General features: G+C 44.1%; 10 protein-coding genes, 1 tRNA gene and 1 pseudogene. All 12 read left to right on the forward strand.

All coding sequences use genetic code 11. The annotated features are described in order from the left end of the window. Positions 1-114: 114 nt before the first annotated feature. Positions 115-2,427, forward strand: a complete 2,313-nt coding sequence (locus V7K67_RS27810; RefSeq protein ID WP_335169311.1) for a caspase family protein — start codon at positions 115-117, stop codon at positions 2,425-2,427. A gap of 121 nt (positions 2,428-2,548) precedes the next feature. Next, positions 2,549-5,788, forward strand: a complete 3,240-nt coding sequence (locus V7K67_RS27815; protein WP_335169313.1) for a CHAT domain-containing protein — start codon at positions 2,549-2,551, stop codon at positions 5,786-5,788. 97 nt (positions 5,789-5,885) lie between these two features. Beyond that, entirely contained in the window at positions 5,886-7,646 is a 1,761-nt protein-coding gene (locus V7K67_RS27820) for a CHAT domain-containing protein (protein WP_335169315.1), read from the forward strand. A 32-nt stretch (positions 7,647-7,678) separates the two neighbouring features. After that, positions 7,679-7,954 carry a CHAT domain-containing protein gene (locus V7K67_RS27825; protein ID WP_334733338.1) on the forward strand — a complete coding sequence of 92 codons (276 nt, stop codon included), beginning with the start codon at positions 7,679-7,681 and terminating at the stop codon, positions 7,952-7,954. 3 nt (positions 7,955-7,957) lie between these two features. After that, complete coding sequence (locus V7K67_RS27830) at positions 7,958-9,400, forward strand: tetratricopeptide repeat protein (RefSeq protein ID WP_335169317.1); 1,443 nt, start codon at positions 7,958-7,960, stop codon at positions 9,398-9,400. A 14-nt stretch (positions 9,401-9,414) separates the two neighbouring features. Next, positions 9,415-10,590, forward strand: a complete 1,176-nt coding sequence (locus V7K67_RS27835; protein WP_335169319.1) for a tetratricopeptide repeat protein — start codon at positions 9,415-9,417, stop codon at positions 10,588-10,590. Between the two features lie 1,238 nt (positions 10,591-11,828). Next, complete coding sequence (locus V7K67_RS27840) at positions 11,829-12,029, forward strand: hypothetical protein (RefSeq protein WP_179066998.1); 201 nt, start codon at positions 11,829-11,831, stop codon at positions 12,027-12,029. 481 nt (positions 12,030-12,510) lie between these two features. Further along, positions 12,511-13,236, forward strand: coding sequence for a hypothetical protein (locus tag V7K67_RS27845; RefSeq protein ID WP_334707116.1), 726 nt, complete (start codon positions 12,511-12,513; stop codon positions 13,234-13,236). A gap of 32 nt (positions 13,237-13,268) precedes the next feature. After that, positions 13,269-13,337: transfer RNA gene (locus V7K67_RS27850), tRNA-Phe, on the forward strand. 77 nt (positions 13,338-13,414) lie between these two features. Beyond that, on the forward strand, positions 13,415-13,621 hold the full coding sequence (locus V7K67_RS27855; protein WP_334707117.1) for a hypothetical protein: 207 nt from the start codon (positions 13,415-13,417) through the stop codon (positions 13,619-13,621). Between the two features lie 390 nt (positions 13,622-14,011). After that, positions 14,012-15,445, forward strand: a complete 1,434-nt coding sequence (locus tag V7K67_RS27860) for a vWA domain-containing protein (RefSeq protein WP_335169322.1) — start codon at positions 14,012-14,014, stop codon at positions 15,443-15,445. A 413-nt stretch (positions 15,446-15,858) separates the two neighbouring features. Next, a pseudogene (locus V7K67_RS27865) lies at positions 15,859-16,134 on the forward strand (hypothetical protein); the annotation flags it as partial. Between the last annotated feature and the right edge of the window lie 95 nt (positions 16,135-16,229).

The raw sequence follows: 16,229 nt of genomic DNA on the forward strand, positions 1-16,229 counted from the left end.
GGGGAGATTACTGAAGATTTTACCTAATGCATTACCAGGTTGCAGACTAAAGAGCATATTATCTGTATTTTGAGATACCGCTTAATCCTTAATTCAGGTTTGAGAAAGTGAAGTATGTCTTCCATTAAGCGTCGTCAGTTTCTACAATCGCTCGGTGCATCCCTAACAGTTCTGGGTATCAATCAACTGGGTATGCAGCAAGCGGCTTGGAATTACGGCAAGGTTCTCGCACAGGATACACGCCGGAAACGATCGCTGTTGGTGGGCATTAATGACTACCCTGGAACTAGTGCCCAAGACTTAAAGACACAAGGATTGTGGTATCAGTTAAAAGGGGCAGTAAATGATGTGTATCTTCAGCGAGAACTGTTGATTCATCGCTTTGGGTTTCATCCAGATGATGTTCTAGTGTTGAGCGATGGCCAAGCAAAGCGTCAAAATATTCTAGATAAATTTGAGCAGCACCTAATTCAATGGGTCAAGTCCCCAGATGATGTAGTAGTCTTTCACTACTCAGGACATGGCTCGAATGTGATTGACCCGAATCAAGTATTCACAGATAAGCTCAACGGAACCATTGTCCCAGTTGACGCAGATTTACCTGATGGCTATCCCCAAAAAGGTGGGGAAGTTAATGATATTACAGCAGGTACAATCTTTCTGCTGCGGGAAGCACTTGGGCGCAAAACTAAAAATGTGACATTCATTCTGGATAGTTGCTACTCTGGCGGTGGCGTGCGGGGGAATTTGATTATCAGGTCGCGCCCAGGTCATGTAGAATTGCGAGGCGACGATAAAATCACACAATTGGCAGCTAGTCAAGAAGAATTAGCATATCAGCAACGCTGGCTGACTGACTTGAAGCTGTCTCAGGCAGAATGGATTGAGCAACGTAGAAAAAATATTGTTAACGGTGCAGCTATTTTCGCCGCCCAGCGCAATCAGCAAGCGGCTGATGCAGCATTTGCTACCGATGTTCATGCAGGTGTGTTTACATATTCGTTGACTCGACAGCTTTGGCAGCAAACGAGTAATCAGGCGATGGGTAAAGTAGTTATAGCTGCTGCCGCGAAAACTGAGCAATTTCTGAAAACGGTGCAGAATTCGCGTGTGCAGAATCCGGATATTGAGGTAAAGTCCGGTAGCACTGACGATCAGCAACCGATGTATTTTGCCCCGATGCAGAAACCAGCAGCAGAGGCAGTAATTACAGAAGTCACAGGAAATGCTGTGAAACTGCTGCTAACTGGTGCAGAACCTCAAGTTTTGGAAGCCTTGGGTAAGGGGGCAATCTTTACTGTTGTGGACGATCGCGGACAAGCACAAGGGACTGTAAAAATTGAGTCACGCGATCGCCTGAATGCAACTGGCTTACTTCAAACTAATTCAACGGTCAAAATTACTCCGGGAACCGCCTTACAAGAACAAATCCGGGCAATTCCTAGCAATCTCAAATTACGGATTGGGTTAGATAAATCACTCAACAGTGAAGCTGCAAAACAGGCATTGCGATCGCTCTCACGAATTGAAGTAGTACCTTTACTAGAGCAGGAAGTACATTACATCTTGGGTAGAATGCTACCAGCCTACCGCCAAGATTTGGAGAAAAGAGCGATCGCCATCGCAGATTTACCACCTGTAAATAGTATTGGCTTATTCTCGGTGGGATTTGAGCCGATTCCTGGCTCATTTGGCGTAGCAGATGAAAAGATTAATGAAGCAGTCAATCGCCTACAGACGAAATTCAAGTTATTGTTAGCAGCCCGACTGATAAAACTCACACTCAATACCACTTCATCTCGGTTAAACGTTGTTGCTAGTCTTGCAGGTGCTAACACTAAGTCTTTGCTGGCAGAGTCGTTTACAGTGCGTGGGGGTAAGAGCTTATCTCCAAGAATTTCGCCAACGGTAAAATCTAAAACTCAGTTGATTGCTCAAATTGAGGTTGACAAACCCGTACAAATCTCTGTTGAAAATCGAGAAAGCCGTGACTTGCATATTGGAGTATTAATCTTTAGTCCTGATGGGGATATTGATATTTTGTTTCCCTTGAGTGATGGCAAGAATGCTGCACTGGTTTCGGCAGGGCAGACACTTCAAATCCCAAGTGAGGCAGAAATGAAAACAGGAGAAAAGATGACTTTTGGTAAACCCTTGGGGATTGTAGAGGTGTTGATTGTGGCGAGTACAGCACCAATTGACAAAGCTTTGAAACCGCTACAGGCATTGATAATGGAACAAAGGAGTGAAAAAAGAAGTGGTAGTCAAGTAGCTGAAAAAGCAGAAGAGGCGATCGCTAGTTTACTAGATGATCTGGCTAGCGAAACTCGCGGTGAAACAAAAACAGATATTCGCCAGTTTGATGTTCAACAGATGGCGGCGTTATCTATTACATTTGCGATCGTTGATTGTAAAGTAAAGAATTAATGCCGAATCTAAACCTGATGATAACTCTGATAATATCTGCGTTATGCTCAGAACAAAATCTTTAGTAATTCCACCAGTTTAAATTCTAATGTCCTTGCGACTGAGATTGCTAAGGTTGCTCATGCCGCCGATGTTGGTGCTTATTTCCTCACTGCTGCCGATTCCCTATTATTTTCTCTCTACTTCAGTACAAGCACAGACAAGCCAAGACCAAACAGCAGAGGCTGACAGGCTGTTACAGCAAGGAAATCAACAATTTAATATTAGTCAATATCAAGCGGCTATCCAGTCTTGGCAAAAGGCGTTAGCAATTTATCAAGAACTTAAAAATCGCAATGGCCAAGCCAACTCGCTGAATAATCTGGGCCTTGCTTACAATCAGCTGGGGCAATACGCCAAAGCCATAGAGTTATATCAACAGTCTCTGGCTATTTTTCGCGATCTCGGCAATCGCAATGGCCAAGCCAACTCGCTGATGGATCTGGGCCTTGCTTACAAACAGCTGGGGCAATACGCCAAAGCCATAGAGTTATATCCACAGTCTTTGGCTATTTTTCGCGATCTCGGCGATCACAATGGCCAAGCCGACTCGCTGATGGATCTGGGCAATGCTTACAGTTCCCTGGGGCAATATGCCAAAGCCATAGAGTTATATCAACAGTCTCTGGCTATTTTTCGCGATCTCGGCGATCGCAATGGTCAAGGCAACTCGCTGAATAATCTGGGCCTTGCTTACAATCATCTGGGGCAATACGCCAAAGCCATAGAGTTATATCAACAGTCTCTGGCTATTTTTCGCGATCTCGGCAATCGCGATGGCCAAGCCAACTCGCTGATATCTTTGAGCAATCCTTACTTTTACCTGGGGCAATATGCGAAAGTCATAGAGTTCCTTCAACAGTCTCTGGCTATTTTTCGCGATCTCGGCAATCGCAATGGCCAAGCCAAGTCGCTGATGGGTCTGGGCAATGCTTACTTTTACCTGGGGCAATATGTCAAAGCCATAGAGTTCCTTCAACAGTCTTTGGCTATTTTTCGCGATCTCGGCGATCGCAATGGCCAAGCCGACTCGCTGATGGATCTGGGCAATGCTTTCAAGGACTTGGGGCAATATGCCAAAGACATAGAGTTCTATCAACAGTCTTTAGCTATTTTTCGTGATCTCGGCGATCGCGATGGCCAAGCCAAGTCGCTGATAGGTCTGGGCATTACTTACAGTTCCCTGGGGCAATATGCCAAAACCATAGAGTTATATCAACAGTCTCTGGCTATTTTTCGCGATGTTGGCAATCGCAGTGGCGAATCCGTCTCGCTGAATAATCTGGGCAATACTTTCAAGGACTTGGGGCAATATGCCCAAGCCATAGAGTTATATCAACAGTCTCTGGCTATTAAACGCGATATCGACGATCATAATGGCCAAGCCAACTCGCTGAATAATCTGGGCAATGCTTACAATAAGCTGGGGCAATATGCCAAAGCCATAGAGTTCGATCAACAGTCTCTGGCTATTTTTCGCGATCTCGGCGATCGCAATGGCCAAGCCCACTCGCTGATGGGTCTGGGCGAAGCTTACAATAACCTGGGGCAATATGCCAGAGCCATAGAGTTTTATCAACAGTCTGTGACTATTTTTCGCGATATTGGCGATCACGAAGGCGAAGGGATTACTCTAACTGACATTGGCTCAACACTAGAAAAACAGAACCAATCAGAATTAGCCATTCTCTTCTACAAACAATCGGTGAATGTGCGAGAAGATATCCGTCAGGACTTACGAAAGTTATCCCGCGAACAGCAGGCATCCTACACTAAAAATATTGCTGCTGACAGCTATCGCGGTCTAGCATCACTCCTACTTCAAAAGAATCGGGTAATGGAAGCTTTGCAAGTCCTAGATTTGCTTAAAGTTCAAGAACTACAGGACTACTTACGCAACGTACAAGGCAAAGAGAGAACTGTAAAGGGAATTGAGTTATTCCCACAAGAGCAGAAAATCTTACAGGATTACACAACTATTCAAACTCCAGCTATCCGCCTTGGTGCTGAATTAGCCGACCTCCGCCAACTGCAAACTCGCACTCCTACTCAACAGCAGCGCATTCAAGAAATTGAAAAAATCCAGGCGCAAACTAACCAAAAGATGAGCGAGTTTCTCAAAAGTTCTGCTGTGGTAGCTTTATCCCAACAAATACAACAGACTGCCCCACAACAAAATCTTACTTTATCTGCTTATAAAGACCTGCAAATCCGATTAAATCGGTTAGGAAAACGTATCGCCCTATTCTATACCTTGGTTTTGGACGATCGCTTGGAATTGGTATTACTACCCCCAGGTAAACCACCAATCCGTCGTTCTGTGGCAATCAAGCGGACGGAATTAGAAAAAACAATTCAAACTTTCCGTCAAGATTTACAAGATCCAAATTCTGAGGTTAAAGAAACTGCCCAAAAGCTTTATAACCAATTGATTAAGCCAATAGAAAGTGATCTCCAACAGGCAGACGTACAATCAATCATCTATGCACCTGACGGACAAATGCGCTACATTCCCTTGGCTGCACTCTACGACGGTAAGCAATGGCTGACGGAACGCTATCAAATCAACTACCTCACCGCCCTTGCACTGACTAAACTTGAGCCGGAATCTATTAACGCTCCTCGTGTTTTGGCAGGAGCATTTACACAAGGTCGCTACAGTGTTCAGGTAGCAGGGCAAACATACGACTTCCAAGGATTGCGCTTCGCCAAGACCGAAGTTGAGGGATTAGGTGCAGCAATTCCTAACACTACTAAACTTTTTGACAAAGCTTTTAACCGAGATGCCATCTTATCCCAAATAAAAAACTACAGCATTGTTCACATGGCAACTCATGCTGTTTTCGTTAAAGGTGCGCCGGAAGATTCTTTTATCCTCATGGGTGACGGTAATCGAATTAACCTCAAAGAAATTGAAGAGTGGAAGTTGCCTAATGTTGCCCTAGTGGTATTGAGTGCTTGCCAAACTGCGCTGGGTGAAGAACTGGGTAATGGTTTGGAAATACTGGGGTTTGGCTACCAACTCCAGCGTACAGGAGTTAGAGCTTCGATTGCTTCTCTGTGGGAAGTCAATGATGGTGGTACTCAAACTTTGATGGATATTTTATATGCGCGGCTCAAATCAGGAAAAATAACCAAAGTTGAAGCTATCCGCGAGGCTCAGATTGCCATGATTACAGGTAAGAATCAAAGCAGCGACAGCAAAGACCGAAGTAGTGTGAAATTAACACCAGGAAATAGCGGACAATCTGCACCCATTTCTCTTAATCTCAGTCACCCTTACTACTGGGCATCATTTATTTTAATTGGTAATGGGTTGTAGATCAGGAACTGTCTGAGCAACAGTGTAAGGCATATTAAAGCCTGCCTAAGATATACTGGGGGTAAAATTATCAGTAATTTCCCTGATATTAACGGCAATGTCTTTCAGACTCAAGCTGGTTGGCTTATTCACATTGCAACTGCTGCTGACGCTTATTCCCTCACTTGTGCCGATTCCCGGTGAACTTCTCTCTATTACAGCACAAGCACAGACCAGCCAAAACCAAAAGACAGAAGCAGATAGGCTCTTGCAGCAAGGAATTCAACAGTTTAATACAAGTAAATTTGAGGCAGCGCTTCAGTCTTGGCAACAAGCACTAAAACTCTATCAACAAATCAAAGACCGCCAAAGCAAGGGTAAGGCTCTGGGCGGTCTGGGAGTTGCTTACCTATCTTTGGGCAACTATGCCAAAGCTATTGAGTATGAACAGCAATGGTTAGCGATCGCCCGAGAAATCAAAGACCGCCAAGGCGAGGGTAAGGCTCTCAATAATATTGGCTCGTCATTAGAGAAACAACAGCAACCAGAATTAGCCATTGTCTTCTACAAGCAATCAGTCAATGTGCAAGAGAGCATCCGCAAAGACATTCGCACATTGCCCCGTGAGCAACAAGAGTCCTACACTCAAACTGTGGCAGATACCTATCGCAGTTTAGCTGACTTGTTGCTCTCCCAAGGACGAGTTCTTGAAGCCCAACAAGTCTTGGAACTATTAAAAATTCAGGAATTGCGGGACTACACCAGAGATACTAGAGCAGGTGGCGAAACTCAGGGAAGTCCGCTAACTCCGGTGGAATCGCGTGTAGTTCCGCCTTATAATAATGTGGTGTATCTAGGTTTACAACTGACTGAATGCGAACGTCAACCCCCCTATTGCTCAAAACGCGATCAACTGCGATCCCTACGGGATCAAGCTAATACAGAATTCAATAAACAAGCAGATAAACTCAGAGCTTTAGCAAAGCAAGAACGCCAAAGAGATCCGGCTCAGATTCAGCAAGAAGAACTCACAGTTGCAGCACAAAAAGTAGTTCAATCCCAACCCAAGACGGTGTTAATTTATCCCTTGGTGCTGGAAGATAAACTCTGGCTGGTTTGGGGAACTCAAGCCGGAAAACAGGGGGTTGTTTTTAACAGCAAAGTTGTACCAGTAGGACGCAAAGAATTAGCTACAACAGTTGTGGAGTTTCGGCAATTGCTGGAACAACCAGGGGATGTCAAAGAGTTACAAAAAGTCAGCCAAAAACTTTATCAGTGGTTAGTTGCACCGTTACGAGCCGAGTTAGACAGTAATCATATTCAGAATTTGGTGTTTTCTCTTGACCGTTCCACCCGCTACATCCCAATGGCTGCACTGTTCGACGGCAAAAAATATTTAATTGAATCCTTTAATACCTCTATTATTTTGACTGCGGGGTTAACCGACACGAGCGATCGCCTTTCACCAAAAATTGAAAACGATCCCGTACTGGCTTTAGGGGTATCTGAGCAGGTTGGCGACTTCAAATCACTCCCCAACGTTAAAGATGAAATTAATGGCATTATCCGCAGTCAGACCAATGCCAATGGTATTTATCCAGGTTTGCCTTTAATTAATAAAGATTTTACCAAAGATGCTTTTAAGTATCTGATTGATTATCGGATTTTGCATATTGCTACCCATGCTCAATTTATCTCTCAAAACCCAGAAGATTCTTTTCTACTTTTGGGAGACGGTAATCAGTTTAAGATTCCCGAAGTGAAAAACTTAACTGATTTAGGCGGAATTCATCTGGTGGTGCTATCTGCTTGTGAAACGGCACGGGGTGGAGAAGATAAAGAAGGTCTTTTAAAGAAGGCATTGAGGTATCTGGTCTGAGCTACTATTTTCTTACCAGTGGCGCTAAATCTGTGATTGCTTCTCTGTGGCTGGTCAATGATGCCAGCACCAGCCAATTAATGCGATATTTGTATCAAAATCTCGCCACTGGCAAGATAACCAAAACAGAAGCCCTACGCCAAGCACAACTCACCATGATTGCAGGTAATCAGCAAAACAGCGATACCAAAGACCGAAGCAGTGTGAGATTGACACCAGGAAATAGCGGACAATCTGCACCCATTTCTCGCAATCTCAGCCATCCCTACTACTGGGCACCATTTATTCTCATTGGCAATGGATTGTAGATTATGTTCCAATCCAACATTTCAGCAACAACCCTAAAACAGGCAATTGAACAGTATGCTACTGTTTTACAAAGATTGGGGCAAGCGACAAAGCCAGCAACACCATCTGCTGTCACTCCGCCTAAATCTGAGAATACCGAACAGCCTGCTGGTACCCTGTTACATTCCACTGTAGAAGCTAAGACACCAAATACAGGTAATTCATCAGATGTGGTATCCTCAATAACACCTGTAAATATAACTGTCGCTGAGAATCAATCTATTCCTGCTCTTGTATTGGAAGTGCTGACTACGCGCGATCGCCTACAAGCTTTACTAGAAATCATCAAAACCTCACCAGAATTAGCCCCTCCCTCTGGCGAAAGCTTAGAAAAACTTAGCCACCTTGATGAAACATTGAGAAAACAAGCAGGAGCGATCGCACCTTTTACTCAATCTGCTGATTGGCGAGCCAGCTTTAGCCCCAAAGAAACCTATTGGTGGTGGTTTCTCAAAGCTCCCACAACACCGTGGAGCGATCGCCTTGATTGGCTATGGAGTGCTGTTTCTGTTAACTTCCTCACTGTTTCCCTCGGCTTAATGGGTGATATTGCCCCCCGCTTTCTCACAGGTGGCCCCGATTCCTTTGGAGCCTTTACAGTCAGCGCCCAAAGCGTCCTCACCCTTTTAGTAGCAGGCGGCGCACTGACAAAAGCTGGACAAGAAGCCCTCAAAAGCTTTCTCAAAGCTATTAATATCCCAGAAAAGTATTGGCATGAGCTAGGTGCATTCAGTTCTCTGATAGTAGTATGTATCTTCTTTAGTCTTCGCCAATCTTTACCACAAATTGGCACAAACTTTTATACAAATCCCGGAATTGAAAGCCGTAGAAACGGTGATTGGAGTAGTGCTGAATCACAATTTAAACGAGCTATTCAACTCAATGGCGATGATGCTCAAGCACATTTCCAATTAGGTTTACTTTACGAAGACTTACAACTTATAGATCAAGCTCGTCCCCAATATCAACTAGCTATCCAAGGAGGTATTCCTGCGGCTACCAATAATTTGGCACGACTCAACATTATGAAAAAAGAATATACTGCTGCGGTTTCTTTATTACTCAAAGCATTAGATACAGATAAAAAACAACCCTTGGATACGAAAACTAAATATGCAGTTCTCAAAAATCTTGGTTGGGCAAGATTCAAGCAAGGAAACTACCCAGATGCAGAAGCAAATTTATTACAAACAATCGACTTAAAATCTCCTACAAAGCTAGAAAATTATGAAATTGCTGCTCCTCATTGCCTCTTAGCACAAGTTATGGAAGCTCAGAAAGATAAAAAAGGCGCGTTGGCACAATGGAAAACTTGCAATCAGTATGCCAATATTACTATTCCTGAACAAGATGAATGGGCTGCGATCGCTCAAAAGCGCTTAACACCCCAGGAGACAGATAAATGATGCGTAACAGAAAAATGCCAAAATTCACAGTCTTGGCACTAGCATTGGCAATCATCACCCTGCCATTATCTGCAATTGCCCAAACTGCCCGCATCCAATCTATTGCTGGCAAAGGTAAGGTGAGAGTCCAACGCGAAAAACGAACGGATTGGCTCCCTGTTCGCCCTGCAACGGAGTTATATCAAGGCGATCAAATTTTTCCAGACATTGGAGTTAGAGTTGATCTCCAATGTCCCGGAGTGAGTAACCCTGTAGTGGTAAGAGCAGGGGTAGTATCAGGTATGGGTTCCCTTTGTATTAACTGGGCAAATGCAGAGTCCAGAGGTTCTCAAGCTGCGGAAACATTGGGTGGAGTTGATGCTTCTATTCCCTATCTAATTACTCCCCGTCATGCTCTATTGCTGAGTGCTACTCCCCTACTCCGCTGGAACCCTGTATCTGGAGTTACAGAATACAGTGTTGAGGTAACAGGGATAAAAGGCTTAATGTGGAAAACCAAAACCAAGGCAAATCAGGTAATTTATGCTGGTAAGCCTTTAGAAGGTGGACTACCTTATTCTCTGATTGTACGCACCAATACGGGAAAATCTTCTCAGGAGGATATTGCCCCCAATAGTGAGCAAAAGGCTTCTAACCTAGAGTTTGTGATTCTACGTCAATCTGAAGCATCTTTGGTAAAAGCGCAAGTTGCCAAAATTTCTCCCATTCCTTGGAGTAACGAAGCTTCTGCTTTAAGTTTGGCGAGTTTCTATGGTAACTATGTTTTACCTGAATCTGTTATTTCAGCCTATAAATTGCCTGCTAATACCTACAAAACCTATAGTTTAACTGGTGAAGCGATCGCACTTTTAGAATCTTTGATTCAACAAGGAAAGCAATACCCTCTAATTTACCGTAATCTAGGGGATCTCTACTGGCAAATTGGGCTTGTCCATCTAGCACAAGCCAATTATCTCAAAGCGATCGACTCAGTTCAGGGATTAGAAGATATAGAAGATTGGACACTAGCTCAGTATAGTTTAGGGCAAATATATGCAGCGATTAATTACCCTAAGCAAGCATTGGAACATTATAGCCAAGCAAGAGTAGGCTATATTTTCCTTGGGGATTCAGGACGTGCAGATGTTCTCCAACGCCGGATAGAAAGACTCAAAAAAACCGCAGTTAATTCAGCAAATGTAAAAAATTAGCTTGGTTTTCAATGCCTTGGCGATTAGAAATCGCCGCTACACGAGACTTTACCCACCTCCGTGGGTTAAAAATCCTTGATTTTTCATGCTTTCCACGGAGGCGGACTTGGTTTGTGTAGTAGCAAATTATATTCGCCTAATACTTTTCAAACAGCATCTAAGTCCTACTAAAAAATTTGTAGTATCCTCTTGACATTATGTAAGTCTTATATTACAAATGTAATATGAACATAAAAAGTCCTGCTGGAGTCAGAATACAGGAGCGGAGCCGGAGACGCTCCGCCTCCGGTCAGAATACTCCACCTATGAAGGGATGGAGTTTAAATGAGGAAAAAGTTTCGAGCGTTGTTTTCGCCCACGTTCGCTTTTAGCGTCTCGTAGAGAGGGACGAGGTTTTAAACCAATATTCATCCGCTTTAACGTTTGCGAATTCAATTCTGAATTCTGGCTCCAGAATAGCTGAATTCTTCTTCATAAAAGCCTCCTCAAAGGCAAAACTAAAACCTCTCGGAACTGTGACAATTGCATAGATGCTACTTTTTGGGGATTAGTTTCGCAACTTCTTTCGGTAGTGCCTACTTTTGGGGCCGCGATTGGGGTTCGACTGCTCCGAAACCAACAAACGGACGGTTGCAGGATTCGGGTACCCTACGGGAAGGCAAAGCCTACGATTCCCGACGGCTCCACTAGGTCTGTCCCAAAAGTTTTGAGAGGTTAGTGGTGTTCAGATCCCCGACTTCTTCAAGAAGTCGGGGATCTAGCAGCCCAACAAAATTAATGGGACAGACCACTAGTGGTGTATCGCATTAAATTTGAGGGATAAGAGAACGAACCGCATTCGCGCAGCGTCTCCCCTTGGGAGAAGGACGCAAAGAGCGCAAAGGAAGAAGGAAAGAAGAGAAATTGAAATTTGATTCACCTATCATAATTAATGCGATAGACCACTAGACACTACTTCAATTGAAGTTGAGTACATCGGTGTTATTCAAACTTGGGTCTGTAGCTCTAATGGTAGAGATCCCGGATGTCACTTGTGCCCTGACAGAAAAAGCTTACATACTTGCTCAATGGTAGAGCGATCGTCTCTAAAACGATAAGTTGCAGGTTCAATTCCTGCGGTGTTACCACAGCTTTTTCGACTTGCGCGAGGTGTGAGTGTAACTCTCACAGGGAGGGTATCGGTTCAATCCCGATCAGATCCACTAATACAAATTCGTAATTAAAAAGAGGTGATTGCAATGGTTCATATTCGATTTGAAGGACGTTCTGTTGATCTCCCAGAGACACAACTAGGAATTGCAGCAGGGATGAATGATGTAGCAGTGAAAGAGCGGGTCGCTCGCCATTTAGATGTGAATAGCGATCGCCTTTCTGCTTACATAATCGATCGCCGCCCCAGTGGTGATTTGATTATCCGCCCTGAAGCTGTCTATGGTTAAAGTATTTAGTCTTCCGTGCCCCGACAGAAGAAGCATACATACACATTCATAACGGCCCTAAGGTAGTAAAGTTCGAGCGATCGAATAAGCGAAGCATGATTTCTAAATCTCTCGCAGATTTAGCGTGCGTGCCCACTGCCAATAGTTGGTAAGAGCGGCCGTAAGCTGTAAAAAGCTTCTTGAACTTGTACGGAATGATTTAAGACTTAAGACTTAATTCCGCGCCCTAACTTGTAAAGCCTACACACACTATCCGGCAACGGATCGCAGGTTCGATTCCTGCCGCTCCCTTTGATGGGAGCGTAGCCAAATTGGTATAGGCAATTGTGAAAACTGCTTTGCTAACTTGTGCGGAATTTCAATTATTTGAATTGTATTTGTATATAACCTTTATTCAATACAGAGATGAGTTCAATGATGTTAGCTAACTCATGTTTAATCACAACTCAATTAGTACAACTGCATTTAAATAACGTGATATATGAGCGAACATCGTTTGAGCGAGATAGTGATTGAGCGTCCTCGCGGTGGGATGAGAATTAGCCTCAAAAAGGTGACTGGCTTTAAGAAGCAATTATACAAAATCACCCAGGACGCAATTCAGGATGGGTTGTTGAATCCCTACCTGATTAAACCAATAAATAAATCCAAGCATCTTTCAGATCATCTTGGCCCCCTGCGTCGGTTTTTGCGATCGCAAGTCGGACAGCCTTGGAATGACGTTTACAGCAAACTATGTCAACGATTAGATCCCAACACAATGGCAGGAAAGCATGTTATCGATCATGTGTGGGGCTACGTTGAACGGTATGTAGAAATAATTGATGGTGGTTTTTATAGCAAGCCTTATCGAGGATATCGAAGTCAGCTAGATACAAACCATCGTGATCGCTTCTATATCCATCCTGAAACGGGAATTCTTTGTGGAGCCGAGAAAGTACCTCGAAAGCAAAAGCAAAAGCCGGAACAAACTGATATTGTCATCATTGATAACTATCATCAATACCACAAACTAAACGAGATTTGGTATTTAATTACCTTTGAAGATTTTCCACCGCCACCAACTCATTATGTGACGGATGTTGTCAAAGGTATAATTCATCGTTCTGCTGCAATGTATAGAGGTCGAATGATTTACGCTGTTAGTAAACAGCAGTGTAGTAAGAAGGAAATTCGATTTATTTTAAATCAACTTTCTCAAAACTAAAATTCTCACCTCGTGCCCTAACTGAAAAAGCTTACATACTAGCCGAATGGTAAGGCACTTGAATAAAGCTCAAGCAACTACGGGTTCAAATCCCGTGTGTGAATCAACAGCTTTTTCGACTTGCATGAGGTGATCTTATTTTATTTCAATATGGAGGTGAGAACGATGAAGAAGATTAATGATTTCAACATCGAGCCTGAAGATTTCGACGATTTCTGCTTTTGAACTATCAAGTAAACGTCGTCGTGGCTACCCATCTGAAAAAGCTGTCAAACGTGGCAATCGCTTTGTTCATGGCAACAAGGAACTACAAGAAAAGCTTGGTAACAATGACCTTTGTCCTTGCGGTTCTGGCCGCTGCTTTCAAAAAGTGCTGTCGCAATAGCGGCAGATATGATGGCAGCTTACGCAGCTAAGCTAATCGTCATTCATTTTTCCAGACTGATTCGCTTGTAGTAAGGGCTTCAGCCCTGGTGTTATGCAACTTAAATGCTCATTAGCTTACTATTTTTAGGGAGTAAGAGCAAATTCGATAATTTTCCGCTCATTACCCACTCCCCAATCCCTAATCCCCAGTCCCTTTTACTTGGCAGTTGTTGCCGCGCCCCAATCGCGGAAGCTTACATAACTCTGCATAAGTTATATCCAATGCTTCCACAACTTGCGCGGTGACTTGATCGCCCCGCATGCAACATCTGCCTCCTGCAATTTTGGATTTTAGGTTGCAATCCAAAATCCAAAATCTAAAATCCAAAATTCTTAGAGGAGGTTCATAATGAATACCGCAGAACGTGACCTGCGTTTGGAAATGCTCAACAGTTTGCTGACAACTCCTCACCGTAAACTTGAGCAAGTCGCAGAAATTCATCAGTTAATTATTGAACTCGATCCCATCTTTTACGGACACCTGGCAGTTTGGTATCAGCGTCATGGTGATGTCCGTGACCACAAGGAAGTGTTTGTTGCTCATTTGTTAACCAGCAATTTGACTGAACACCGAGATGCTGGATTTATGATGCTGCAAGAGTTTCCACCTTATCAGGTAGCTCGTGTAGTTGACTTCATGAAGCAACAGCAGAATAAATTGCCTCGTTCGGCTCGCACTGCGGTGCGGCGTTATTTAAAGGTGCGGGAGAGCAATCCGGCTCTATTTGATCGCGCTGCGCTACGAGGTCGTAAGGCAATGAAGCACTTGTATGCTTCGCTGCACATCAAGCCAAATGAGCGGGCAAATGCGATTCTGTTTGGCGATACTCCTCCAGAGGGTTCCTTAGCAAATGTGCTGAAGCAGCTTGCTAAAGCTGAAAGTGCCGCCGAACAGGCACGGCTAATTGTGGAGTTCAACATTCCTTACACGATCGCCATTGGTACCATCAAGCAACTTACACCAGTTGTATTGGTGGCGTTAATCAACAGCATGACTCCTCAAGAAGCGATCAACAACCTCAAGTCTCTCCAGACTAGAGGTGCAATGGATCACCCACAAGTTAAGAAGCTGATTGATTCCAAGCTGGAGTTAGCGTCTAAGAGTGGGCGTGTCTCAGCATTCAAAGCCCAGATTGCCACAGACGCAGGAGATTTTGACGCAGACACCGTTGCCCAACTGGAAAAGGTGACAAACGAGCAGGTGAAACGGCGTGGTGCGATCGCACGTCCAACCGCTTTACTGGTGGATAAGTCTGGTTCAATGGAAAATGCGATCGCGACGGGTTTGCAACTCGCTGCCCTAATCTCTGGTATCACTCAGGCAGAACTGTTTGTCTACGCCTTTGACACAATTCCCTATCCTGTTACAGCAAAGGGTAAGGAGTTGACCGACTGGGAGCGCGCCTTCCAGTACATCAATGCAGGTGGTGGTACTAGTATCGGTTGTGCATTGGAAGCAATGCGGCGGAAAAAGCAGGTGGTTGACCAAATCATCTTGGTGACGGATGAGGGCGAAAATGCGGCTCCTTACTTCGGTGAAGTTTACAAGAACTACTGCCGGGAGTTGGCGATCATGCCCAATGTGGTGATTGTCCGTGTGGGTACTCATTACAACTGGGTAGAGAGTCAACTGAAGCAGCAGCAAGCACCTGTAGATACGTTCACTTTCGCGGGTGACTACTACAGTTTGCCGAACATCGTCCCACTCCTGACGCGCCCTTCTCGTCTAGATCTGCTGATGGAGATTCTGGATATGCCGTTGCCTGTAAGAGAGGATAAATGAGGTTAGAATGTGCCATTGCCTATCATTTATGCATGGTAGGCAATGGTTTTCATATATCCTATTACTCCTAATCGGTTGGTTCCAAATTTATGTAGTATATTGTATTATATTAATATCCTGCGTGCCCCAACTCTTGGAGCCTACATACTAGTACGAGAGGAACGGTACACTGTCAAATACAGTGGGCGTGTGTGAACGGGGAGTGCGAAGAACCTGGGAGGCAGGCTTAAAAGTAGCCATCCTTAAAAGAGTGTGTAACAACTCACCAGCGGAGTCCCTCTAGTAACTGAGAACACGCAATGCTCCACCAACTTGCACGCAGAATTATATTCATTCGTAATTAAGAAAGTGAGATTTCATAACGGTTTCTAGGGTTGCATTGGCAGCCTTATTTTTTAAAATTGGTATTAGTTATGACTAACATATTTAAGCTAATCAACCAAATTGCGATCGCAGAAGCACAGTTATATACCACCCAATTCCTTGCGCCCTGTGTCAAGGGTGGACGAGTTCGCACACGAGTAGCCGGGATGATCTACACCTTCAGTCCAAAGCCTAGTAAATTTGAAGGTTGGGGCATCTTTCAGGCTGTGGATGAAAAAACAGCAAGGGTTGTGGAAGAAGCAGACTTACCCCAAATTGCAGAATATCTGCAACACTTTTCCCAAATACGACTGCGGTTAGCACATCTGTGGGTTTGCACATAAGATGAAATTTGGACAACGTAGTTACAAGGGTTTGGGGCGACTAGATTCGCGCATAAAGTGAAATTGAATGTGGAGTG

The organism is Nostoc sp. (genome assembly GCF_036917155.1).
Classification (GTDB): domain Bacteria; phylum Cyanobacteriota; class Cyanobacteriia; order Cyanobacteriales; family Nostocaceae; genus Nostoc.

Excerpts from the sequence above, each read along its gene's own strand:
- V7K67_RS27810 (WP_335169311.1), top strand. The coding sequence starts at position 115 with ATGTCTTCCATTAAGCGTCGTCAGTTTCTACAATCGCTCGGTGCATCC.
- V7K67_RS27815 (WP_335169313.1), top strand. The coding sequence starts at position 2,549 with ATGCCGCCGATGTTGGTGCTTATTTCCTCACTGCTGCCGATTCCCTAT.
- V7K67_RS27820 (WP_335169315.1), top strand. The coding sequence starts at position 5,886 with ATGTCTTTCAGACTCAAGCTGGTTGGCTTATTCACATTGCAACTGCTG.
- V7K67_RS27830 (WP_335169317.1), top strand. The coding sequence starts at position 7,958 with ATGTTCCAATCCAACATTTCAGCAACAACCCTAAAACAGGCAATTGAA.
- V7K67_RS27835 (WP_335169319.1), top strand. The coding sequence starts at position 9,415 with ATGCCAAAATTCACAGTCTTGGCACTAGCATTGGCAATCATCACCCTG.
- V7K67_RS27840 (WP_179066998.1), top strand. The coding sequence starts at position 11,829 with ATGGTTCATATTCGATTTGAAGGACGTTCTGTTGATCTCCCAGAGACA.
- V7K67_RS27845 (WP_334707116.1), top strand. The coding sequence starts at position 12,511 with ATGAGCGAACATCGTTTGAGCGAGATAGTGATTGAGCGTCCTCGCGGT.
- V7K67_RS27855 (WP_334707117.1), top strand. The coding sequence starts at position 13,415 with ATGATTTCAACATCGAGCCTGAAGATTTCGACGATTTCTGCTTTTGAA.
- V7K67_RS27860 (WP_335169322.1), top strand. The coding sequence starts at position 14,012 with ATGAATACCGCAGAACGTGACCTGCGTTTGGAAATGCTCAACAGTTTG.